Origin of the sequence: Streptomyces venetus (genome assembly GCF_039540295.1) — a bacterium.
Classification (GTDB): Bacteria; Actinomycetota; Actinomycetes; order Streptomycetales; family Streptomycetaceae; genus Streptomyces; species Streptomyces venetus.
Genome location: NZ_BAABET010000007.1, coordinates 193,447 through 217,348 on the forward strand (window position 1 = coordinate 193,447; position 23,902 = coordinate 217,348).

16 protein-coding genes and 2 pseudogenes are annotated in these 23,902 nt (G+C 70.5%); 17 read left to right on the forward strand and 1 reads right to left on the reverse strand.

Translation table 11 applies throughout. From position 1 onward, the window contains the following. The first annotated feature begins 12 nt into the window (after nucleotides 1–12). The 17 genes and pseudogenes from ABEA82_RS23640 to ABEA82_RS23720 all read left to right on the forward strand — a co-directional run bounded on the left by ABEA82_RS23640 (nucleotide 13) and on the right by ABEA82_RS23720 (nucleotide 23,039). Nucleotides 13–1,020 (forward strand): sugar phosphate isomerase/epimerase family protein, encoded by a 1,008-nt coding sequence (locus ABEA82_RS23640; protein WP_345663616.1) that lies wholly within the window; start codon nucleotides 13–15, stop codon nucleotides 1,018–1,020. A gap of 335 nt (nucleotides 1,021–1,355) precedes the next feature. Next, a pseudogene (locus tag ABEA82_RS23645) lies at nucleotides 1,356–1,558 on the forward strand (metabolite traffic protein EboE); the annotation flags it as partial. A gap of 66 nt (nucleotides 1,559–1,624) precedes the next feature. Next, nucleotides 1,625–1,922 (forward strand): annotated as a pseudogene (locus ABEA82_RS23650) (hypothetical protein); the annotation flags it as partial. A gap of 53 nt (nucleotides 1,923–1,975) precedes the next feature. After that, on the forward strand, nucleotides 1,976–3,139 hold the full coding sequence (locus ABEA82_RS23655) for a sugar phosphate isomerase/epimerase family protein (protein WP_345663617.1): 1,164 nt from the start codon (nucleotides 1,976–1,978) through the stop codon (nucleotides 3,137–3,139). A 202-nt stretch (nucleotides 3,140–3,341) separates the two neighbouring features. Continuing rightward, complete coding sequence (locus tag ABEA82_RS23660) at nucleotides 3,342–5,462, forward strand: PQQ-dependent sugar dehydrogenase (RefSeq protein ID WP_345663618.1); 2,121 nt, start codon at nucleotides 3,342–3,344, stop codon at nucleotides 5,460–5,462. A 257-nt stretch (nucleotides 5,463–5,719) separates the two neighbouring features. Then, nucleotides 5,720–7,150 (forward strand): cytochrome P450, encoded by a 1,431-nt coding sequence (locus tag ABEA82_RS23665; RefSeq protein WP_345663902.1) that lies wholly within the window; start codon nucleotides 5,720–5,722, stop codon nucleotides 7,148–7,150. Between the two features lie 97 nt (nucleotides 7,151–7,247). Beyond that, the gene (locus ABEA82_RS23670; RefSeq protein ID WP_345663619.1) at nucleotides 7,248–8,063 is read left to right on the forward strand and encodes an SCO4651 family lipoprotein; all 816 of its coding nucleotides are present in this window, start codon (nucleotides 7,248–7,250) and stop codon (nucleotides 8,061–8,063) included. 277 nt (nucleotides 8,064–8,340) lie between these two features. Continuing rightward, nucleotides 8,341–8,877 (forward strand): CAP domain-containing protein, encoded by a 537-nt coding sequence (locus ABEA82_RS23675; protein WP_345663620.1) that lies wholly within the window; start codon nucleotides 8,341–8,343, stop codon nucleotides 8,875–8,877. Nucleotides 8,878–9,025: 148 nt separating this feature from the next. Continuing rightward, a complete protein-coding gene (locus ABEA82_RS23680; protein WP_345663621.1) occupies nucleotides 9,026–10,081 on the forward strand; it encodes a beta family protein in 1,056 nt (351 codons plus the stop codon). A 166-nt stretch (nucleotides 10,082–10,247) separates the two neighbouring features. Further along, on the forward strand, nucleotides 10,248–12,182 hold the full coding sequence (locus tag ABEA82_RS23685) for a serine/threonine-protein kinase (protein ID WP_345663622.1): 1,935 nt from the start codon (nucleotides 10,248–10,250) through the stop codon (nucleotides 12,180–12,182). 48 nt (nucleotides 12,183–12,230) lie between these two features. Beyond that, nucleotides 12,231–12,959: a hypothetical protein gene (locus ABEA82_RS23690; RefSeq protein WP_345663623.1), complete on the forward strand. Its 729-nt coding sequence runs from the start codon at nucleotides 12,231–12,233 to the stop codon at nucleotides 12,957–12,959. A gap of 189 nt (nucleotides 12,960–13,148) precedes the next feature. Beyond that, nucleotides 13,149–13,910: a Crp/Fnr family transcriptional regulator gene (locus tag ABEA82_RS23695; RefSeq protein WP_345663624.1), complete on the forward strand. Its 762-nt coding sequence runs from the start codon at nucleotides 13,149–13,151 to the stop codon at nucleotides 13,908–13,910. 212 nt (nucleotides 13,911–14,122) lie between these two features. Next, nucleotides 14,123–15,286: a TRAFAC clade GTPase domain-containing protein gene (locus ABEA82_RS23700; protein WP_345663625.1), complete on the forward strand. Its 1,164-nt coding sequence runs from the start codon at nucleotides 14,123–14,125 to the stop codon at nucleotides 15,284–15,286. Continuing rightward, nucleotides 15,283–16,101 (forward strand): hypothetical protein, encoded by an 819-nt coding sequence (locus tag ABEA82_RS23705; protein WP_345663626.1) that lies wholly within the window; start codon nucleotides 15,283–15,285, stop codon nucleotides 16,099–16,101. Before ABEA82_RS23700 ends, ABEA82_RS23705 begins: the two co-directional genes overlap by 4 nt. Continuing rightward, the gene (locus tag ABEA82_RS23710) at nucleotides 16,098–19,730 is read left to right on the forward strand and encodes a CHAT domain-containing protein (protein ID WP_345663627.1); all 3,633 of its coding nucleotides are present in this window, start codon (nucleotides 16,098–16,100) and stop codon (nucleotides 19,728–19,730) included. Before ABEA82_RS23705 ends, ABEA82_RS23710 begins: the two co-directional genes overlap by 4 nt. A gap of 67 nt (nucleotides 19,731–19,797) precedes the next feature. Further along, nucleotides 19,798–21,684, forward strand: a complete 1,887-nt coding sequence (locus ABEA82_RS23715) for a caspase family protein (protein ID WP_345663628.1) — start codon at nucleotides 19,798–19,800, stop codon at nucleotides 21,682–21,684. Between the two features lie 86 nt (nucleotides 21,685–21,770). Next, nucleotides 21,771–23,039, forward strand: a complete 1,269-nt coding sequence (locus ABEA82_RS23720) for a hypothetical protein (RefSeq protein WP_345663629.1) — start codon at nucleotides 21,771–21,773, stop codon at nucleotides 23,037–23,039. Here ABEA82_RS23720 and thpD read toward each other — a convergent pair. Next, nucleotides 23,023–23,901 carry an ectoine hydroxylase gene (gene thpD, locus ABEA82_RS23725; protein WP_345663630.1) on the reverse strand — a complete coding sequence of 293 codons (879 nt, stop codon included), beginning with the start codon at nucleotides 23,899–23,901 and terminating at the stop codon, nucleotides 23,023–23,025. The two genes, ABEA82_RS23720 and thpD, sit on opposite strands and share 17 nt — an antisense overlap. Between the last annotated feature and the right edge of the window lies 1 nt (nucleotide 23,902).

The following is a 23,902-nucleotide window of genomic DNA, read 5'->3' on the forward strand; positions in this document are numbered from 1 at the left end:
CTCGGAGGCACGATGCCACGCCCGTTCACCCTGTTCACCGGTCAGTGGGCCGATCTGCCGTTGGAGGAGGTCTGCCGGCGGGCCGCCGACTTCGGCTACGACGGCCTCGAACTCGCCTGCTGGGGCGACCACTTCGAGGTCGACAAGGCCTTGGCCGATCCGTCCTACCTGGCCGGCCGGCACGCCCTGCTGGAGAAGTACGGCCTGAAGTGCTGGGCGATCTCCAACCACCTCGCCGGTCAGGCCGTCTGTGACAACCCCATCGACGAACGGCACCAGGGCATCCTGCCCGCCCGGATCTGGGGCGACGGGGAGCCGGAGGGCGTACGCCGACGGGCAGCGGCCGAGATCCAGGACACGGCGCGGGCCGCGGCCGCCTTCGGTGTCGACACGGTCGTCGGTTTCACCGGTTCGTCGATCTGGCATCTGGTGGCGATGTTCCCGCCGGTGCCGGAGCGGATGATCGAGCGCGGTTACGAGGACTTCGCGGAGCGCTGGAACCCTATCCTGGACGTCTTCGACGCCGAGGGCGTCCGCTTCGCCCACGAGGTCCATCCGAGCGAGATCGCCTACGACTACTGGACCACCAAACGCGCGTTGGAGGCGGTGGACAACCGCCCGGCCTTCGGGCTCAACTTCGACCCCAGCCACTTCGTCTGGCAGGACCTGGACCCGGTCGGTTTCCTCTACGACTTCCGGGACCGGATCTACCACGTCGACTGCAAGGAGGCCCGCAAGCGTCTGGACGGGCGCAACGGGCGGCTCGGCTCCCATCTGCCCTGGGGTGACCCGCGGCGCGGCTGGGACTTCGTCTCCGCCGGGCACGGCGACGTCCCCTGGGAGGACGTGTTCCGGATGCTGCGCTCCATCGGCTACGACGGGCCGATCTCCGTGGAGTGGGAGGACGCCGGCATGGACCGGCTGAAAGGCGCGCCGGAAGCACTCGCCCATCTGAAGCGGTTCGACTTCGACCCGCCTTCGGCGTCCTTCGACGCCGCCTTCGGAGCCGGAGACAACTAGACGCTCCGCTGCGGGAGGCGCGACCTGCCGCCGGCGAACCGTAGCCGCCCGCCGCCGCCGACCTGTTGAGAGCCCATCAGGCCAGTGCTCGAGGCCGAGAGCCTGCCTGCTGGGCTGGTCCGGGATGCCCGAACACGACTTTGTCCTGCCCTAGGAAGAAGTTCGCGCATTCGTTGCGCAAGGGGTTCCGGTCAAGGACGAACGCGGCTACGGTCCTTCTCGAACAGGCACCACACAGTGGTTCGAGACTGACGGCGTGTTCAAGTCACACGGTGCGCCGCCCGTTTGACCGGCCTACGGAGGAAGGCCCTCCACAGCGCAGGGCCAAGACCCTCGCGGTACCGCGCTTCCCGCATCAGACCCGCACCCTCATCGCCGCCGGACTGCGCGGCATCGACGACCTCGGCGAGGCGCCGGCCGGCATGCCCTGCCCGGCGACGCACCCTGGCGCGCCCACTTCCACGTCCCCGGCATCGCCGCTGAACTGACCCTCGCCCGTGACCTGTTGACGGACATCGGCCTGAAGGAGCCGGCATGAGCCCCCGCCCCACTCCAGTCCTGGCGCTTCAGTCGACCTTCCTCACCGGCGCGCTCCTCGCCCGGCCCCGCCGAGCCGTTCATGGATCCCGAGAACCCTTACGTGCGGCCAAGGCTGCCCATGCGGCCAAGGCTGCCCGTGCGGCCAATGTGGCCAAGGCGGTGGCCCGCACGTAGCCCCGCACGCGCTGTCGGCTCGCCGTCGTAGCCCCTGACGCTCACCCGTACGCGGCAGCCACGGCCGCCTCCCCACGAGCGACGAAGAAGGTCCGCTCGTCCTGGTCTCCACCCCCCGCGCAGTATCCGGCCGCGCAGCGGCCACCGAGGTGAAGTCCCTGCTCCTGCGGCTCGCCGGCCCCTCCTGAGGCCGTAGCCGTCGGGCACCCGCAGCACTGCGACAACGAAAGAGAGAACCACTGTGACCGCGTTCAACGACGAAGCCGTCACCGGCGACTCCCTGCGCCGTGCACTCGGCGTCAGCCGCCGCCGTTTCCTCAGCACCTGCACGGCCGCCACCGCCGCGGCGGTGGCGGCCCCGGTCTTCGGTGCCGCGCCCGCTCTGGCGCAGGACGGAGCGGAAGCCGCCGGCCATGACGGTGGGCGTTCCGCTCTGGTCCCGCCGCACAAGCGCGGCATCATCCTCTACACCGTGCGTGACGCGGTCGGCCGCGACCCGCTGGCCTCCGATCTGCCCTCCGGTTTCCGTGAGGTGTTCAAGCAGCTGTCGCGCTTCGGCTACCGCCAGGTGGAGTTCGCCGGCTACGGCCAGCACGCGGGCGCGCCCGGCGGCGCCGATCTGGGCACCGTCCAGGGCGCGAAGCTGCTGCGCTCCTGGCTCGACGAGTACGGCCTGCGGGCGCAGGGCAGCCACGGCTTCATCCCCCCGTCCTGGCCGCTGACCCCGTCCGACCTGGACACCTTCAAGCGCTTCCTGGAGATCGCCAACATCCTCGGCATGGAGCACATGGGGACCGGCGCCGACCCCACCAACACCCCCTACCGGGCCGACTGGGACGTCGCCGCGCAGAAGTGGAACACCCTGGGCGCCATCGCCCGCCGTGAAGGCATCAAGCTCTACACCCACAACCACGACAGTGCCTACGACTTCCTGCTCGACGGCGGCCCGCTCGACGCCCAGGGCCGGCCGACCCGCAGCTCCGGTATCCGGAAGCTGGAGTACTTCCTGAAGGTGACGGACCGCAAGAGCGTCTATCTGGAGCTGGACGTCTTCTGGGCGCACGTGGCCCAGTACAAGTTCCACACGTACACCGCCCACGACGGCTCGCAGCGTGAGAGTGTCTTCGACCCGGCCGGACTCGTGGTCCGCAACACCAACCGCTTCCCGCTCTTCCACGCCAAGGACGGCGTGGTCAATCCGCAGAGCGGCCTGGGCTACGACATGGTGCCGTTCGGCACGGGCGACATCGACTACCGGAGGTTCTTCACCCGGGTGGGTGCGAAGAACTACCACAACCCGATGGTCGAGCAGGACACCGCACCGAGCGCGAGCGTTCCCGGTCAGTCCCTGGAGTACGCCCGGATCGGCTACGACAACCTCGCAGCTCTGCGCGCCCGTAGCTGACGCGACGTCATGCGCGATGCCTGCTCGGCGACTTGGCGCCGGGCGGGCACCGGGCGTGCCCGAAAAGACATGACATACAAGGGCGAACTTTCTTTGAAAAGATTGGAACTTTGTCCTTGACGAGTTGAAAGTGGCCGCTCTAGCGTCCAACTCACGCATCTCGCCTGGCTTTTCACCCGCTGGCCGGACAAAGGAGTTCTGAGTGCGCAACAGACAGATCGTCACCCTCGTGGGGGCGGCTGCGCTGGCCGGAGCCGTCGGGCTCCTGCCCCTCTCCGTAGCCCAAGCCGCCCCAGCAGACCCCGTGCCGCCGGCCTCGTCGGACTTCCAGAAGGTCACCCTCAACGACCGCCCGGGCGAGCCCATGGCCCTCGCCGTCCTGCCCGACCGGCGGGTGCTGCACACGGCGCGTACCGGAGAGGTCCGCATCCACGACCCCAAGAGCGGCGTGAACTTCCTCGCCGCCGACATGAAGAAGAGCCCCGCCGGGCTCTACCAGCACGACGAAGAAGGCGTGCAGGGCATCGCCGTCGACCCCGGCTTCGCCAAGAACCACTGGGTCTACCTCTACTACTCGCCCCGCCTCGACACCCCCATGGACGACCCGGCCACCCCGGGCGTCAACGAAGGGGACGCACCGCAGTCCGGCAAGGCCGAGGACTTCGCCAAGTACAAGGGCGTCACACGGCTGTCCCGGTTCAAGCTCGCGGGCAACAAGCTCGACTACGCCACCGAGCAGAAGATCATCGACGTACCGGCCGACCGCGGCCTCTGCTGCCACGTCGGCGGAAAGATCGACTTCGACAACAAGGGCAACCTGTTCCTGTCGACCGGCGACGACACCAACCCGTTCTCCTCCGACGGCTACGCCCCGCTCGACGACCGGCCCGACCGCAACCCGGCCTACGACGCGCGGCGCACCGCGGGCAACACCAACGACCTGCGCGGCAAGGTCCTGCGCATCAAGGCCAAGCGCAACGGCGGCTACGTCATACCGGACGGCAACCTCTTCGCGCCGGGCACCCCGAAGACCCGCCCGGAGATCTACGCCATGGGTCTGCGCAACCCGTTCCGCTTCGGAGTGGACGACAAGACGGGCGAGGTCTACGTCGGCGACTACTCACCCGACGCCAAAAGCGCCGCCCCCGACCGCGGCCCCGCCGGCCAGGGGCGCTGGATGGTCATCGACCGCCCCGCCAACTACGGCTGGCCGTTCTGCGTGACTCAGGACATGCCGTACCAGGACTACGACTTCGCCACCAAGACCTCCAGCGGTGCGTTCGACTGCGCCAAGCCGGTCAACGACTCGCGCCACAACACCGGCCGGAGCGTGCTGCCCCCGGTCACGGACGCGGAGATCGTCTACGGCTACGACGCCTCCCCGACGTTCCCCGAACTCGGCACGGGCGGCATCGGCCCCATGGGCGGCCCGGCGTACAGCTACGACCCGCGGAACAAGGCCCAGAACCGCTGGCCCCAGTACTTCGACGGCAAGCCGCTCTTCTACGAGTGGACCCGCGACCAGATGAAGGCCATCACTCTCGGCAAGAAGAACGAGGTCCAGAAGATCGAGGACGCGATCCCCTCGATCAAGACGGACGGCCCGATCGACGCCGAATTCGGCCCGGACGGCGCCCTGTACGTCCTCGAGTACGGCACCGGGTACTTCGCGGAACTGCCCGAGGCCCAGCTCTCCCGCATCGACTTCACCCGGGGCAACCGCACCCCTGAGCCCAAGGTCGCCGCGGACGTGGTCAACGGCACCAGCCCGCTGACGGTCCAGTTCTCCAGCGCCGGCACGAAGGACGCCGACGGTGACGCCCTGCGCTACGCATGGGACTTCGACGCCGACGGCACGGTCGACTCCAGGGAGGCGAACCCGAAGCACACGTTCACCAAGAACGGCGTCTACGACGCCACGCTGAAGGTCACCGACAGCACCGGGCGCTCGGCCTCCGCGTCCGTTCCCGTCGTCGTCGGCAACAAGGCACCGGTCGTCTCGCTCACCACCGACCCGGCCCCGCACGGCGGCACCCCGTTCCACTGGGGTGACACGGTCACCTGGCAGGTCACCGTCACCGACGATCAGCCGGTGGACTGCGCGAAGGTCAGCGTCTCGTTCATCCTCGGCCACGACACGCACGGCCACCCGCTGTCGACGAGCAACGGCTGCTCCGGATCGTTCAAGACGTTCGTGGACGGCGGTCACTCCGGTTCGGACAATCTGAAGGCGGTCTTCAACGCCACCTACACGGACACGCCCCCGGACGGCCTGCCGTCCCTCTCGGGCAGCGCCGAGGTCGCACTGACCCCGGCCGACTGACCGGCAGGGGGACACCGTGGCGGGGCGCCACCTGGGCTGCCCCGCTGCCGTGGCACTGCGACCCGATACCCAGACGTCCACAGGCGTGACACACCTGGGGTGAGGGACGTAGCCCCTGCGGGCCTCACGGTTCTACGGCCGTGAGGCCCGCAGCGTTTCGCCGCGCGGGCAGGTGAACCGGCGACGCGGAACCGGCCGCCGCCGTTCACCGTCGTCAGATTCGCCTCAGCGTGGCCGACACCACGCCTGCGGCGAGCATGCCGCCGGTCACCCCATGGGCAGTGATCAGGGGTCATCCTCGTGGAAGGACTGTCGTGACCGCTGAGCCTCCCCCCATACCCAGGGCCGCGGGTTCCCTGCCGTTCCTGGGTCACATGATTCCGCTCATCCGCGACAACCTCGGTTTCATCGCCTCCCTCCGCCGCGACTACGGACCTGTCGTCGAGATCACCCTCCAGCCCGGCACCCGAACCGTCATCGTCCAGGACCCTGAACTCATCCAGGTCATGCTGAAGGACCTCAGCCCCCACCTCGACAAAGGGCGCTTCTTCGAGAAGATGGGCCAGCTCCTCGGCGACTCCGTCGTCACCGCCGCCGGGAGAGTGCACCGCGACAAACGCCATCAACTGCAGCCCGCTTTCGCCCGTGACGAGATCGCCCGCTACGTCGACAAAATGCGCGACGAGGTCACCGCGGCCGTCGACAACTGGAAGCCGGGCCAGGCCTTCGACGTGCGGGAGGCAATGGTCAAGCTCTCCCTCGACATGCTCGCGAAGACCGTGCTGTCCGACAGTCTCGACGACAGCGCCTTTCGCCGCGTGCGCCAGGACCTGTCGGTCGTCATGGCCGGCGTCGGTGCCCGCGTCATGATGCCCGACTGGGTCGAGAAACTGCCTCTGCCCGCCAACCGTCGCTTCAACAGGGCCCGGGACGCCGTACGCGCCACCATCGAGGACGCCGTCGACAGGTTGCAAGCCGAACGAGACGCCACGGGCGGCGACCACGGCGCCGACGACATGCTGTCCATGCTCCTGCGCGCGAACATGACCAGGCATCAGATCTGCTCCGAGATTCTCACCCTGGCGGTGGCCGGTACCGAAACCACCGCGTCCGTGCTCTCCTGGACCCTCTACGAGCTCACCCGCCACCCCGACATCGAGGCCCGCGTCCTTGCCGAGCTCGACGAGGTCCTGGCCGGCCGCCCGGTCACCTTCGAAGACGTCGTCAGGACCAAGGGCGAGGCCCGCCTGCCGTACCTACAGCGCGTCCTCGACGAAGTGCTGCGGCTTCACCACACCGGCCTCCTGGTGACTCGGCGCACCCTCGCCGAGACCCGCCTGGGGGAGTGGACGCTGCCCGCAGGCACCGAACTCGCTTACTGCCAGCACGCCCTGCACCGCGATCCGGACCTCTTTCCCGACCCGCTGTCCTTCAACCCCGACCGCTGGCTGGACACGGAGCAGCCGCCGCCCTCCGGTGCCTACCTGCCCTTCGGTCACGGCAAGCACAAGTGCATCGGTGACTTCTACGCACGCGCCGAGCTGATCACTGCCGTCGCCACGATCCTGCGGCGCAGGCGCTTCGATCTGGCCCCCGGCCAGACGGTTCGGCCGGTAGGAGGGGCGACGGTGCGGCCGGGGAAGATGGTGATGACCGTCCAGCCGCGAGAGGCGCCCGCCCGCGCCTGACACCTCGTCGACGCACGTTCCAAAGCCGAAACTCTCGGACTTCGTCACCGGTTTCGTGTGAAGATCTACTGGCCCTGTCGGGCTCCATCCTGCCGTAGTGACGATTCCCGGAGAGCCCATGCACCGTGCCCACGTCCTTTCCGCTGCTGTCCTCCTGCTCTGCACCGCCTGTTCCGGTGGCGCGGACACGGACTCGGGGGAGAGCGCGGAGAAGGCCGTGGATCACGGGGCGGTCGTGCGTGCCGCGATAGAGAAGACGAGCGCGGGCAGCGCGCGACTGGACGAGAAGGTCGAGCTGCGGTCCGCCGACAGTCCCAGGACGTACGTGTTCGCGATGTCCGGCGCCTTCGACCTGGCGGGTGACCGGGGCCGGCTCACGGTGGAGCTCGAGGACAGTGGCATGGACCCTGTCGAGGAGGTCTTCGTCGACGACACCGTCTACGTGCGGGGCTCGCGGACGGTGGGCGAGGGCGAGTGGGCCTCGGCCGACCGGAGCGAGGCACTGACCCGGTATTTCCTGCGGGCGCCGCTGAACGACCCCGAGCACCTGCTCCGCCAGGTGAAGGCAATGCGGCAGGTGTCGAACGAGGGCAAGGAGCAGGTGAACGGCGTCCCTGCGGTGCACTACCGGGGCACGATCGACCACGCCACCGCGACGCTCCGGATGACGACGCAGACGCGGAAGGGGCTGGACGAGCTGCGCAAGAGGCTGGGTGACGACATGCCCGTCTACGCGGACGTATGGGTCGATGGCAAGGGGCGCGCCGTCCAGGCCCGGCTGTCCTGCTTCGGCGGTTTGAAGGCCATGACGACGATGACGCTGTCGGACTTCGGGACGCCGGTGAAGGCCGAGGAGCCGCCGGCCGAGCAGGTCGTCCCCGTGACGGCGGGCGAGGATGTCCTGCTGGCCTGAGCAGGAATTGGGCGAGCCTGGCGCGGGTCTACGTGAAGGACATCGCCGGGAGCGGCCCGGGCCCTGAGAAGGCGACCGATTGCTGCGTTCCGTGGCCGCGAAGCTCGGGCCCCGTCACGCCCATCTGCCCTCAAACGTTGGTGCGTCCGTGTGACATGGGCCTTGCTCTGCGCGTCGGTGTCCGGTCGGCGTGGGAACACTGCGGCCGACGGGTCGCTCGGCCCGGTGTGCCGCCGAGAGAGGTGCCAACGTGAATCGCCTGATGATGAGGGCTGCCGTGCTTGCGGCCACCGCCATGTTCGGACTGGTCTCTCCCCTGCCCGCCGCCGGGGCCGCGGAGCCCCTCCAGGGAGGCCGGTCACACCAGGTCGCACCGCGCCCCGCGTACCGCCCGGACATCGACTACATCACGTGTGAGATCAACAAGGAGCGGGCCGCCCAGGGCCTGCCGGCGCTTCGGATCTCCGAGCGCGCGTCAGACGTGGCGAGGAGTCACGCGGCCGACATGAACAAGATGGGGCGGCTCAGCTTCGTCGGCAGCGACGGCAGGAACACGCGGGACCGGCTCAACGATGCCGGCCTCTTCTCCTCGTACTACAGGGAGCATCTGCTCTACGGCTACAACCACGACGGATGGTTCGTGGACAAGGCCACCGACCCGGCCCCGGAGAACGGGTTCTACAAGCGGCTGATGAGCCGGGACGTCGTGGTCATCAGCCTGGGCTACGACAGCCTGTACTGGGACGTGCTCCTCCTGGGTCCGCACCGCCGTTTGGTGACCAGGGCCGCCGCCTGCGGTGGGAGCGCCGGCTGATCCGAGAGGTCGCACGAACCCCCGGCTTCGCCGCCCTGCCTCACCACATCGGCCGTGCAGGCCGAAATCGCTCTCTTTTCAAGCGCGTCGAGGCGAACGGACCCTGGTGGAAAGGGTTGCGCACGGACGGTGCCGAGGGGGAGCCGCGATGTCCGGACCGCTCTATGTTCCCGTTCTGCCGACGCGGCCACACGCGGTCGGGGCCTGCCGGCGATTATGGCCGGACGTCCGTGCCGCGATCCGGCCGCTGTGGAACCTGCCACCACTGCCTGGAGCGGCCCCGGAGACGCTGACCACGCTGGTCGGCAAGTACGTCGATCCGGTGAGCGCCGCGAGCCGCCACGGCGGATGGATCGACGCTCCCTTCGGTGAGGACGCCCAGACCGCCGCCCTTGCCGAAGCGCTCTCCGTCTACTGCGAGTGGGGGCGGCTGCTGCCGGTCACCGGACCGGAGCGGACCGAGGCGCAGCAGGCGGCGGCTGTGGAGACGGCTCGGCGCTGTCTGCGCGGACTGGGGGTCCGGGTGCGGGTCACGGGCGAGTGGGACGGCCACCTGGGGGAGCACGTCCGGGATCTGCTGGCCCGAACCGGTCCTGAGGTGCCCGTGGATCTGCTGCTCGACATGGGTGCGGTCCTCGATGGCCGGCCTGACGCCGGCAAGGAGGCGCTGCGTGCCCTCGACGCGTTGATGCCCTTGGCGGTCTGGCGGAGCGCCGCTCTGCTCGGAGGGGGCTTTCCCCGCGTCACCGCCGACATGCTGGAGGACGGATCGGGTGAGTGGTCGCGGGCGGAGTGGCGCATGTGGCACGAGGTGCGCGCGACGGGCAGTGCGTATGCTCCGTTGCTCGGTTACGGCGACTACGGGGTGCAGCCCTCGAGTGCCCTGGCACAGGCCCCGGCACCCGGGAGGAAGGGCGGGCCGCCCTGGGGTGTGCTCCGCTACACCACCGACAGCTCGTATCTCCTGTTCAAGGTGCGGACCCGGGGATCCGACCGGATCGCCGTCAACCGCAGTGCGGCCCGCCGGATCATCGAGCTGCCCGAGTTCCGGGGAGCGGGGGCCGGACAGGGCGAGGAATGGCTGAGTGACTGTGCCAACGGTCCGCTCTCGACCAGTGAGGGTGTGGGTGGCCCTGCGGAGTGGCTGCGGGCGGGAAACCTCCAGCACATGACGTACGTCGTGCGGAGCTTGCCCGGCGGTTGAAGGGAACAAGAGGAAACTGTCGTCACTGTTCCTTGAATCAACGTCAGTATTGACGGTTGCAGAACTGTGAAATTTCCTGGTGTATTGGATCTTTTTCCGCTGGAAGAATTTCCCTTCGGTTGCCTCGTCGGAGGAGCCTCAGTGCAATTGAACACCAGGGGGAAATGTGGCAGGAGCGACTGGTCGCGACGGGTGGAAAGTCGAACGGGATTGCGATTCATGGACCGTTCCCGGATATGTCGACCTCAAGAAACTGGGTAAAGGTGGGAACGGGCGGGTGGTGATCGCCCGTCACACCGCGACCAGCCGGAACGTCGCGATCAAGTACCTCAATGAGGAACTGTGCTCGAAGACGGAATTTCGCACTGCCTTGCGAAACGAGGCCCGGCTTCTCAGTGGTCTGACATCGCCTCATGTGACGCGACTGTACGAGTACGTCGAAGCCGAGCAGGGCGCGGCGATCGTCATGGAACTGGTCTACGGCGCCGCACTCCGCGCGCTGCTGGAGAAAGAGGGGCCCACGCACCCCGAGGCCGCACTCGTCGTACTGAAAGGCTCCCTGCGCGGGCTGGCCGCCGCGCACGGTGTCGGCGTCGTGCACCGCGACTTCAAGCCCGAGAACGTGCTGGTGAACTGGGACGGCCAGACCAAGCTGGTCGACTTCGGGATCTCCGCGCGCACCGGCGACCGCCACAACCTCTGCGGCACCTGTGCGTACATGCCCCCGGAGCAGTGGAAGACGGAGGCCGCCACCCCGGCCGGTGATGTGTACGCGGCGACCGCCACCCTCTACGAGTGCCTGACCGGTGTGCGCCCGTTCGAAGGGCCGGAACCACTCGACTTCCTGCGCCAGCACGTCGAGGAACCGGTGCGGATGGACCGGGTGCCGGAAGAGGTACGCGGTCTGGTCCTGCACGGCATGGCCAAGGACCCGGCGCTCCGTCCCGCGACCGCTCTCGACTTCCTGCGGGAACTGGAGTGGGTGGCCGAGAACGCGTACGGAGCCGACTGGGAGGAGCGTGGTCAGAGCCGGTTGGCCGCGGTGGCGGCGGCCCTCGTGCCGCTGGCGATCTCACGCCTGGACGCCCGCCTGGTGGGCTCCTCGGCCGAACTGGCCCACACCGTGCTGACCGCACGGCGCCGCAAGCGGCTGCGCAGGCGGGGTGATGTGCTCACCGGCGCGGCCGCCGTGGCGGTGGCGGGGCTGCTGAGCGTGATGCCCAACGGCTGGGCGGGCGGGGCCGAAGCGCACGCCGGTGCTCACACCGAGGCCGTCACCAAGGTCGACGCGGGGAAGGGCACCGGCTCGTCGAACGAGACCTCGTCGAACGAGACGCGGGGCAGTGGGCGTGACCACACGCCCGGGGCGGTCGCGGACTCCGACAAGGCGGGCACAACGGATGCCCGAGGCGGCGACGGTCAGCGAGAGGGTGGTGACGGCAACGCACCCACCGATGGTGGCACCCGCTCCGACTCGGACTCCGGCGGCGCGGCCGGGAACCCTGGCACGGACGGCCGGACTCGGGCGGGTGATACCGGCCCCGAGACGGAGAGCACTGGCGTGGAGAGCGACACCGACCCCCGCGACACCGACCCCCGCGACACCGACGCCCGCGGCACCGACCCCAGCCGCATCGGACCCAGCGATACTGCATCCCCCAAGGACGAAATCCCCGACAAGCCGGGTGGCGAGCCGGACGGCGAGGTCCCCGATGAGGGCATGGGACCCGGCACAGGCCCCACAGGCCAGCCCGGCTCCGGCCAGGACGGCACCGGCACCGGCACTGGAGGGGACACACAGCGGCCGGGACACGGTCACTCGAACGCGGGCACCGGCGACGGTGTGCCCGGGTCAGCGGGCGGTCCCGGGACCGGCAAGGGGACCGGCCCGGAGGATGACACCAGCCCCAGTCCCAGCCAAGGCACCGGTGCGCCCGGCAGCTCGACCCTTGGCTCCGGCACGCTGACGACCAACGCCACCAGCCAGAACAGCACCGACTCCGGCACCCCCGTCGGCGGCAGCGGCTCGGGTTCCGGAGGGACACCGGCGGTGACTCCGCGGCAAGGGTCTCCGGCGGCCGTGGAGGGTGAGCCCGGCTGATACCGGCCCATGTGAGTCTCTGAGAGCGAGCCGAACGGAGGGGCGAGGATGACGGACCACGGCGAACGCCCGGTGGTGCCGTGGGAGTTACCGGAGCCGGGCCTGCAGCCGACCCTGCAGGACCCGGATGTGCAACCGACCATCAGAGACGTCGTCGACGCCACCTATGTTCCGACCGCCCTCGACGCCCACTGGACCAGTACCGAGCCAGAGCCAGAGCCAGAGCGAGAGCCCGCGCCCGAGCCAGAGCCCGAGCCAAAGCCCGCGCCCGAGTCCGAAGTCCTGCACTTCGGACCGGGCGTCCCGCCCCTGGGGCTGACGGACACCGCCGTCGACGTCTGGCGCGGCACGGGGGAGCGCGGGAGCCGGAACGCTCCCCACGGCCGACCGCGCCGGCTGCGCAGATACGGCCTGGCGGCGGCCGTCCTGGTCGTCGTGCTGGCCTGGCTGCTCTGGCAACGGCAGACGGGGGACCTGCGGATCACCCAGGTGACGGCGCAGACCGGCAGCGTCCTCGGATGCGACGGAACGGCCGAGGTGGTCGCGGTGGTGAGCACCAACGGGGCGGCCGGCGCGTTCACCTACGAGTGGAACCGCAGTGACGGCACCTCCTCGGGTCCGCGCGAAGAGCGGTTGGGCAAGGGGCAGGAGGAGACGCGTCTGCGCCTGCTGTGGACCTTCCACGGCAAGGGCACGAGCAAGGCGACAGCGTGGCTGGTCATCACGTCCCCCAGCCGGCACACGGCGTCCGCGTCCTTCGCGTACACCTGCCGCTGATCCCGGGGGTGGGGAGGCGAGGAATGTCGTGACGTCGTCGGATTTCGCGTTTCCGGCCAGGAATCGGTCGGCCTCGGAACGATGGGAAACAGAACGGCAATCATTTGATAGGTAAGTTCACATCTTGTGTCGTATGTCCCTCTGGCTGGATAAAATCCATGCAGACGGGACATCTGCGAGGGGGACGGTGTGCCCAGTGTGTGGGAGCCGAGCGGGGAGCGCGGGCCCGCCAGGCGTCAGGCGCAGACCGCGTACCCGCGAGGCACGCTGTTGTGGGAGCTGGACCAAGTCGCCGAGGCGCACGGGGTGTCCGCCGACCAGGCGCGGTCGGCCCTGTTGCAGGCCGGCACCGCGCGCAGCTACGAGGCCGGCGAGATCATGCTGCTCGAAGGTGCCACGGACACGTTCGTGCTCCTGTTGCTGAACGGCTTCGCCAAGGTGGCGACGGCCGATGACCAGGGCGCGACCTCCCTGGTGGACATCCGTGCCGCAGGTGACGTCATGGGAGAGACCGCGGCCTTCGACAACGAACCCCGTTCGGCCACGGTCACGGCAGCCGAACGGCTGTTCGTGCGGCGCATATCGCAGGAGGAGTGGCTGGGTTGGCTCGCCCGGCACCAGGCCGCCGGGCTGGCCGTCAGCCGGAGTCTGGCCCATCGCAGTCGTACCGCGGTGCGTCGCCGCACCGAGTTCACGCGCGGTCCTGTCATCGCCCGTCTGTGCCGTGCCGTACTGGATCTGACGGAGCAGTACGGAGCCCGGACACCGGACGGTGTGTCGGTCCGGCCCGGGCTGACGCATGCGGAGTGGGGCGAGTTCATCGGAGCCCGGGAGCGGCGTGTGCAGCATGCGCTGGGGGAGTTGAGAGCCTCGCGCGCCGTCAGCTACGGACGCTGCCGCCTCACCGTCCACTCGGTTCCCGTACTGCGGAGAATCGCCGCCGCTCACTGACCGCGCGGCCCGGCCGGCGGCGTCTCCGCTGCGAGCACCTGGCCGAAACGTTTTCTTGGCCGACCTTGGCCCGAACCCGCACTGCGACCGGTTCGGACGGTCGTCGGACGGCTTCACTACAGGCCAGGAGTACGGGGGAGCGTCACGCACGGTTCGCCGTATTCGCTTGTGTGTCAGGCGAGACCACCATGTGAAGCGCTGCGAGGCACTGCATGCCGACCATTCCCGTCACCGTGCTCGGCCCCGCCGAGTCCGGCAAGACCGTCTATCTCGCCAGTCTGTTCCGCAGACTCGCGATCCCGCGACCGGACCTGGGCTTCCACGTCCAGCTGCCACCAGACCAGTCGACCAGGCTGAACAGGATCTACCAGCAGATCACGAGCCCCGACGCCTGGCCGGACCCCCAGCGCCGGCACGACATATCGGAGTGGGAGTTCACCTGCTCCGTCCGCACCGCGCGCAACGAGACCTACAGCCCCTTCTCCATCACCTACCTGGACTACTCCGGCGAGCACCTCACCGAACCGGACGGGCGGGTGGAGGCAGGCAACCGGGTCCTCACCCGGATCCAGGAGTCCGAGTTCCTCCTCGTCCTGCTGGACGGTGTCAAGGTGCTGCGCTTCCTGGACGGGGACCTCACGCTGATGGAGGATCTCGTCGCCGTCTTCAGCCACATGCTGAAGAGCCGGGGCATCGTGCATTTCGTCATCACCAAGTGGGACGTCCTCGTGGCCGAGGGACACACGGTGCAGGGCGTCAAAGACCGCCTCTTGCGGCACCCGGACTTCAGGGACACGGTGGAGACCCAGCTGCGGACTCCGGGCAGCGCCAAGGGAGTGCGTTTCATCCCCGTCAGTTCCGTCGGGCTGGACTTCGCGGCTCTCGGTCCGGACGGCACAACCATGGTCAAGAAGGGCGGATTCCCCACGCCGTTGCACGTGGAGATTCCCTTCATGGCCGTGCTGATGGACCTCTTCGAGGCCCAGTTGAGGGAGATGGAGCGGCACGCGCCCCCCGAATCCCAGCAGATCCAGCGGGGCAACCAGCGGCTTGCGTGGACGCGGATGGTCAAGGACAGGGTGCCGCTCGTACGGACGCTGCTGAACACGGTCGCCACGAGATCACCCGTGATGCGGTTGGTGCGGGACCACATGGCCGACGCCTTTCTCCAGTTCGTGGAGACACAGGTGACCGCCTACGGCGACCGGGTCGAACAGGACATCAAGCAGCTGCGTGATCGCATGCTGCGGGCCACCTCCGAGAAGGAGGCGCTCGCCGGTCTGGTCGCACTGTTCCACGCCAAGCTCGCCGAGTTCGAGGCCGAGCATCCGGGCTCGCGCTTCATCAGGGAGGAATCGTCGTGGACCACGGCATGAAGCACTCCTCATTCGTCCAGGTATGGCCGTTCGCCGTCACGCGGTCCGTGAAGACCGGCTTCCGGATCGTGGCCGCGCCTGACTTCCTCGTGGACGAGCACAGGCACTCCCTGCTCCACGACGTGACGGCCGGCGACCCCACGGAGGACGCGGTCTACCGACGTGAGTACCGGGAAGGCGGGTCGGAGTCGCTGTTCCTGCTGTACCGGGTCGTCTACCTCAAGGCCGCCGACGTGGGCCAGGACGGCGAGTACGCGATGAGCGGACCCCGGCGCACCCCCCTGATCGAAGGGGTCGTCTGCACGACGCCGCCCGGAGCGCCCGCCACCCAGGACCTCTTCGCCGAGGTGCACCGCCGATGCCGAGCGGACGTACGGGCGTTCTTCGAAGCCGACACCACCAGCCACCCGGTGAGCCCCTGCCCGTCGTTCGACGCACCGGAGACCGGCGAGACCCTGCGGGTCGTGACCCTCGACCCGTACCTCACGGGGCCCTCCCCCTCGGAAGGGAGCACTGTCACGGCCCACCCGGGCCGTCGACCATCGCGCATCAGGCGAATCGCCCGAGCATTCCTGTCCGCTGTCCTGTCGGCCCTCGGTCTGCGCACTGCTCGACAGGCTGCTGACGCTGGGGGCTCCGTACCTGGAGAGGGCGGAAAGAATCCTGTATCTCCTGAGCAGACTCGCGGCGGGGGAAGCGGCGGGAGAACAGGGACGGGACGTCCCACGACAGGCAGGCCCCGGCGGTTGGCGCGAGCCGCCGGAGCGATCCTGCTGACCGTCCTGGTGCTGATGGTCATCAGGAAGCTCAAGTGACCTACGAAGGCCGGCACACGGCGGACGGCATCCGTCTGCTCGTCCAGCTCCTCATGACCGATCTGCGGGGCGTGGATCCCGTCACCGTCAGGCCGGAGCGCTGGGCCGAGCCCGTGCGGGGCTGGCTGACCGCGGGGGCCGCCCTGGCCGCCGGCGAGCCCAAGCGGGCGCTGGCCGTACTCGACGACCCCGAACCCGAGGAGACCTACGACGACCTGGTGACGCGAACCCTGCGGACCGCGGCCACCGCCATGGACGTCAACTGGGGTCCCGGCGGCGCCGTCGGCTGGGCCCTGCCGGCCCAGGGCGAGGCGGCGCTGCTGAAGGCCATGGACGGAACGCACGCCCGCCTGACCATCCTCGCCCGAGACCCCGGCCTGCGGCTCGCCGCCTTCCTGGCGGCCCGATACCTCCCCGACCTGCTGGTCGCCCGCGCCGTCCTGATGGCCGGGGAGACTCTCGCCGCTCAGCCTCCCGAGGTGATCGCGGCGGTCGGTGGGGCGGGAGAAGTGGGCGAGGCCGTGCGGTGGTTCGACGAGGTGCCGCGCGAGATCGCCGAGGGCGGCCTCGTCGGCCCGGTCGCCTACCACGTGCTGGTCGCGGGAGACGTGCGGGCACGGGCCGGAGACCGGCGCCGGGGTGAGGCGTTGCGTCGGGAAGCGCTGCGGCTCGTGCCCGGAGACCCGGCCTTCGCCGCCCTGTCGTCGCTGCTGGCCGGTGACGAGGAGCTCGGGACGCCCGGCGCGGCGGAACGCTGTCTGCCCCTCCCCGCAGCACGGAAGACACTCGACCGAGCCGCGAAGCACTACGCCGCCGCGGACGCGCTGTTCCGGGACGCCGGCGCGGCGCGCGGGCGGGCAGCGGCTGCGCTGCGCCTGGCGCACGTGGCACGGCTGCGGCGGAAGACCGGCGACCGCACCGCATGCGTCGACCGGGCGCTGACGCTGGCCGCGGACGCCGGTGACCAGGCGTGCGTGGCGCTGCTCAAGGTGCACCGCATGCTGGACGCCGTGGCGGACGGCAGGCCGTCGTCCGGGCAGGACGTGGAGGAGGTCCGCCGCTGGGCGTCGACCGTGGGCAGCGGTTCCTGGCTCCGGGGCTTGGCGCACCTCGTCGCCGCGCGGGCCGGCGACTGGACCCGGCAGGGGCACATCGTCCGCGGCCGGGAGGCGGGCGACCTGGCACAGTTGCTCGTGGAGAGGGTCGCAGCGGCTGACGTGACAGGGCCCGTCCCCACAGCCGTCCGCGTGACGGCGGGGCCGATGACCGGCTCGCCGGGGGCGTATCACGACGCCCGCCACCGGCTGGCCTCTCTCGTCCTCGCCGACCTCGATCTCCGCAACCGGGAGCGGCAGTTGCGGGACATGTACCCGGAGGATGCCGACGGGCCGGCCACGCGGCCCGCCCCCGTGATCAACGCCTGGCTGTCCACGGCCCTCGCAGCCGAACTCTTCCTCAACGAGGCGGTGGGACTGGGCGACCCCGACCTCGTCGCCGCCGCACGGCCCCGGCTTGCACGGGTGATCGGTCTCGGAGAGCGACTGCGGTGCGGGCAGGGGGCAGACACCGCCGCGGCGCAGGCCCTGCGCGATCCCCTGGAGGGGTTGCACGCCGGACTGCTCTCAGCCCATGCCGTCGAGAAACTGCACCGGCTGCGTCGGTTCAGGACGGCAGGTCTGCGGGCCCCGGCGGAACGCGCCGCCCGGGAGGCGGAGGCGCTGATCGAGCGTGGCGCACCGCCTTCCTTCGCGCGCTGTGCGCTCCTGGTGGAACTGGGCCGCTTGGAGGAAGCGCGGGCGGAGGCCGACGGGCTGGAGGCACACGGGGCGCTCACGGCACAGCAGTCGGCGGCGCTCCGGATACGCCTTCGACAGCCGGAACGGGCGGCCGTGGCGGAGCGGCGCATCGGTGCGGACGGCGCGGAGCCGGTGAAGCCCTGGGAGAGGCCCGCGATCGCGGCGGAGGCGTCGCTCGCCCTCGGCGACCCACGGCGCGCCGCCGAGCGGGCTCTGGAGGCGGTCACCGTCTACGAGGAACACCGGTCGAGGATGGGGCGGGACACCCTGCGGGCCGCGTCGGCCGACGACCCCGCGGTGGCCCGTGCCTATCACACAGCCGTGCTGTCCCAGTGGGAGCTGCCCGGTGGGAAAAACATGGCCTTCGCCACCGCGGAGCGCGCCCGCTCCGGCTTCCTCGAGGCCGTGCACGCCCTCGACAGCACCGCCGGGCAGCCTGCCGCGCGACGAGCCGTGCGGGGCTGGCTCCAGGCGGAGGCACGCTGGGCCGCGCGGTTCGAGGAGTCGGCAGCCGCCCTGCGGGGCGGCGTCCCGGAGGGCGCCGCGCCGCAGGAGCGGGAGTCGGCGGACGCGGCCGACGAGCGTTCCGTGCGGCGTCGCCTTACCGAGGCCGAACAGGCCCTCGGCGCGGCCGAGAGCGAAGTGCGCAGAGTCGCCCCGGCCGCCCTCACCGTCCGGCGGGCACCCGGCTCGGTGCCCGACGCCGACGCCGTGGCCCGCGCGCTGCCACCGGACACCGTGCTCCTCCAGTACCACCTCCTCGACCAGGACCTGATCAGCTGGGCGGTGACCCGCGAAGGGCTGCTCGCCGACCGCAGTCAGTGGTCGGCGGACGACCTGGTGGCGACGGCCCGCCGCTTCCACACCGCCTGTGCGTCGGGCACCGACGTGACGGAGGCGGGACAGGTGCTCTCCGACGTCCTGCTCGGCTTCTGCGCACCTCTGCTGTCCCGCTGCCGCAGGATCGTGGTCGTGCCGCCCGCGCGGCTCGGCCTGGTGCCGTTTCACGCGCTGCCCGTGGGCGGTGCGGTCCTCGGCCTGACCCACGACGTTTCCTACCTGCCCGCCGTCTCCCTCCTCACCCGGCCCGGCCCCCGCGCACCGGAGCCTGACTGGAGGGAGGCCGCGGCGCTGCTGGTCGGCGCGCCGGCCACCGCGCCGGAGCGGGGCCTGGCGCCTCTGCCCGGCACCCTGACCGAGGTCGCCACCGTCGAACGGATGCTCCCTCGCTGCCGCGTGCTGACCGGGCCGGACGCCGACCGGGAGAGGGCCCTTGAGCAGGCCGCCGACTGCTCCGTACTGCACCTGGCGACCCATGGCGACGTCCGGGAGCTGACTCCCTATCTCAGCCGCCTGGCGCTCGCCGGCCAGGACCACCTCGGCATCGACGACCTGCTGAGCCCCGAGCTCACCCCCGAACTCCTCGTGCTGTCCGCCTGCGAAACCGGACGCGGCACCGCCACGGCGGGTGGTGACGTGCTCGGGCTGACCCGCACGGCCGTCGTCAGCGGGGCCCGGCACGCTGTGGTGTCGCTCTGGCCGGTCGACGACGTGACGGGGTGTCTGGTGATCACACGGATGTACCGGCACCTGACCTCGGCCGACCGCCCGCCGGTGGGAACCGCACTGGCCCGCGCCCAGCGCGAGGTCCTCAGGGCATCCCCCGACGAGCGGACGGAGGAGTACGCCCGGCTTGCCGAAAGCGCCGACCTGGTCGCGGATCCCCCCGGCCGCCGGGTACGGGCCCGCGACAGCGGCCCCCGCCCCGTTCCCGAGGGAACCGACCGGCACCACCCGTTCCACTGGGCGCCTTTCATCCACGTGGGCACCTGAGGAGTGCCCGTCGCCGACGGCAGCTCAGGGCCCCGGCAGTTCGCAGCGGAAAGGACGGACGACCAGCGTGACGAGGCGAGCCCTGCTGATCGGTGCCCAGACCTACGACCTGACCGGCGTGGCCGAGGACGTGACCGTCATGGAACGGCTGCTGACCGACCGTGGCTTCACGGACCTGCGCGTCTGCCGCGAGCCCGGCGAGACGGGCTACCACGGCATGGACGAGGCGTTGACGAGACTGGCCCAGGAGACACGGACGGGCGATGCGGTCGTCGTCTACTACTCCGGTCACGGTGCGCTGATTCCCCTGCCCGGAGCCCTGCGCGAGTGCCACCCCGGACGACCCGCCTACCTCCAGTACCTGGTGCCCAGCGACCACGAAGCCGGTACCGCCACCGACTTCCGCGGCTATCTGGCCGAGGAACTCACCGCGGCGCTGCGGCGTCTGACGGCGGCCACCCCGAACGTCACCTGCATCCTCGACTGCTGCCACTCCGGCGGGATGGTTCGCTCTCCGGGGGAATGGCGGATCAAGTCCGTGAGGTGTGACGTACCCGTCGAGGCAGGGGTGGCCAGGTCGGTCGCCCTCGCCACCCCTGCGCGCCCGGCCGATCCGGACGTCGTGCGGCTGGTCGCGTGCCAACGGCTGGGCGTCGCGTACGAGAACGAGCGGCAGGGCCTGTTCACCGCCGCTCTGGCGCGGGTGCTGGAGGACTTCCGCAACCGTCCCGTCCCCTGGTCGGTGCTGATCACCCGGATCCGCGACCGCGTCCGGCTGTCGGAGGCGCTCCAACGGCCCGACGCGGGCGGACCGTCAGGACGGCTGCCGTTCTCGCTCGATGCGCCGCCGCAGCCCGAGCGGCTGCCGCTGCGGGCACACGGCGGCGAACTGCGCGTGCGCGGGGGCGCCTTGTTCGGCCTGCGGGCCCTGGACCGCGTGCGGCTGGTGTTCCCCGCTGACGGAACGCGGCCCGGCAGCGAGGCGGAGGCGCAGGTGACGGCGGTCGACGCGACCGACGCCCTGCTCGACCCGCCGCCCGAAGCGTCCGCGTCCCCGCTGCCCTCCGGCTCGTACGCGGTCCCGGTGCGGGTCCACACGCGTTCCCACGTACGCATCGACGTGGGCGGGCCCTTGGCCGACGCCCTGCGCGGGCGGCTCGCGTCGTCCCCCCGTCTGGTGGAGGCCGACGGCGGCAGCGACATTCTGGGCCTGGTCCGAGCGCGCGGAGGGAGGTTCGAAGTGGCCGACAGGAAAGGGCTGGCCTACCGACGTCCGGAATACATGCCCGGCCTGGCGGAACCACCGTCCTCCGCGGTCCGGAAGATCGTCGAACTGCTGGAGACGATCTCGCGGGGCGAGCGGCTGCGCGGGCTCGCGGACCCAGGGCCGGACGGTTGCGCCGCGGAGGACCTGCGGGCCCGGATGGAGGTCGAGACGACTCCGGACAGCCTCGACTTCCGCGAGTTCCGGCCCGGTGACGTGCTGCGGACCGGGGACCGCTACCGGATCTCCGTCGCCGGCCGCACCCGCACACCCCTGTACGTCTGGCTGCTGGGCGTGGGGCTGAGCGGCCGCACCTCATTGGTGACCCACGACCAGCCCAGCGGCATCGCCATGGAGCCGGACACCGGGCACGACGGCGGGTTCGGAGACCGTCCCGGGCCGGTGGAGGTCCGGTGGCGGTCCGGGCCGGTGGAGGTCTGGTGGCCGCAGGACGTACCGGCCGTGGGCAGCCGTCCGGAGAGCGTGCTGCTGCTGGTCGGCGACCGGCAACTGGACCTGAGCGCGCTGGGCGGTGCCGCACGCCACCACCGGTCGGAGCCCGCCGCGTTGAGCGCGTTGCTGGACGAGGTGTGCGAAGGCGTCCGGGACTCACGCCTGTCGATCACCGCGAAGGAGCTGCGGTACCGGGTGTTCGACTGGCACACCACCGTTGAGCCGCCGTCATCGTGAGGCGCGGACGACAGCCGAGGAACGAGGGGACGGAACGGCCAGTGGACGCAGACACGCCTCGACGACACGACGCTTCCCCCGGCCAGGTGCCGCATGACCTGCTGGCCACCGCCGAGCTGGTGGCCGGCGGTGCCCTGAGATCCAGGGACCGGATGTGGCGCGCGGGCGTCGCACTCGGCCGCCCCCTGGCATACGCGCTTCCCACCACCGGAGCGGGTTCCCCTCCGATGGCCGGCGCGGCGACGCTGCTGCTGTGTTTCCCGTTCGACCTGGAGGAGATGCCGGCCGGGTGCGGCTACCGGAAGATCGAGCTGGCGGTCACCTTCGACGACGAGAGCCTGAGGGCCCTGGACCTGCAACCCGGAGCCGGGTGGGCCGGGCCCGACGGAGCGCGGGTGACCGCGTTCGGGCTCGGCCGCAACCGCCTGCGCTGGACGTTCGAAGCGCCGCGGACCGGTGGAACGCTGTCTCCTGACGGGCGCTGGGCCCAAGCCGTCCTCGCGTCACCGGCACCGCTCACGGACGTGTCCGGCCGCGTCCAGGTACGAGGGGTGATAGAGCACCCGCTGCTGAGCGGGACGCGGGCGGAGGGCGAGGTGCGGACACGCGACGAGGTGCCCTTTTCCCTGACACGTGCGGACGTCTGGGCCGCGGCGCCCCTCGCGGGGCGGACACCGCGGCCGGGCGCCTGGGCACTCACCGGCCACGAGAGCATCGGTCCACCCGGCGAGCGACTGCCCCCAGGGCGACAGCACCTGTGCCTGGCGGTCGACATCGAGAAGTACAGCACCCGCGGTAACGCGGACATGATCCGGCTACAGCGCTCGCTGCTGCGCGTCATGCGCGCGGCCTGCGCCCGGGCGGCAGTCGACTGGGACGCCTGCGGCCGACAGGCCCAGGGGGACGGCTATCTGCTGGTACTGCCGCCGGAAACCGACGACACCCGTGCGGTCCCCCACCTGCTGGACGGTCTCGCCGGCGCCCTGGCCGCGGTGAACCGTGAGCCGCACGGGGGCACCCGGTCGCCTCTGCGCACCCGCATGCGGGCGGCCTTCCACCACGGAATCGTCCACGAGGGGGACAGCGGCTACGCGGGCTCGGCGGTCGTGGAGCTCTTCCGCATGCTGGACGCCGACCCCCTGCGAGCACTCCTGGCCGACGACCAGTCCACCGACCTCGTGGTCGCCTTCTCCGACCGGACCTACCAGGACCTGGTGCCGCAGGGGTACGAGGGCCTGTCGCCCGTCGGGTTCAAGCGCACCGACATCAGGGTCAAACAGTTCGCGGGGGTGGCCTGGATCCGCTCACACGGGCACGCCGGCCCCCCTCCTCCCGACCTCACCGCACCGGTCTGAAGTCCCGCGCTCCTATGAACTCCGGTCGCCGGACCGGGGCCGCGAACGGTTCCACCGCCGTGTTCTCCACGCTGTTGAAGACGATGAAGACGTTGCTGCGCGGGTACGGCGTGATGTTGTCGCCCGAACCGTGCATGCAGTTGCAGTCGAACCAGGTCGCCGACCCCGCCGCGCCGGTGAACAGGCGGATGCCGTGCTCGTCGGCGAAGCGGGTCAGCGCCTCGTCGGACGGCGTGCCGGCGTCCTGCATCTGGAGGGACTTCTTGTAGTTGTCCCTCGGTGTCCGGCCGGCGCAGCCGACGAACGTCCGGTGCGAGCCCGGCATGATCATGAGTCCGCCGTTGGTGTCGTGGTTCTCGGTCAGCGCGATCGAGACCGACACCGTGCGCATCCGCGGCAGGCCGTCCTCGGCGTGCCAGGTCTCGAAGTCCGAGTGCCAGTAGAACCCCGAAGCTCCGAAGCCGGGCTTGACGTTGATCCGGGACTGGTGGACGTACACGTCGGAGCCGAGGATGCGGCGGGCGGTGCCTGCCACGCGTTCGTCGCGGACCAGGTTCGCGAAGACCTCACTGATCTTGTGCACCTCGAACACCGACCGGACTTCCTGTGTCCTGGGTTCGACGATGCGGCGTTCGTCGGCGCGGAGCCTCGGGTCGTGGAGCAGCCGGTCGAGTTCGGTGCGGTACGTCTCGGTCTCGTCGTCGGTCAGCAGGTGGCCGTCGGTCAGGAAGCCGTCGCGTTCGTACGACTCCAGACCGGGGGAGGGCGGTCCCCAGACGACCGGGTCCCTGCGGGGTGTGATGACCTCCGCGGGGCCCCGGGTGGGGTACAGGTCCTGGACGGCCGTGGTGGTCGCGGTCATT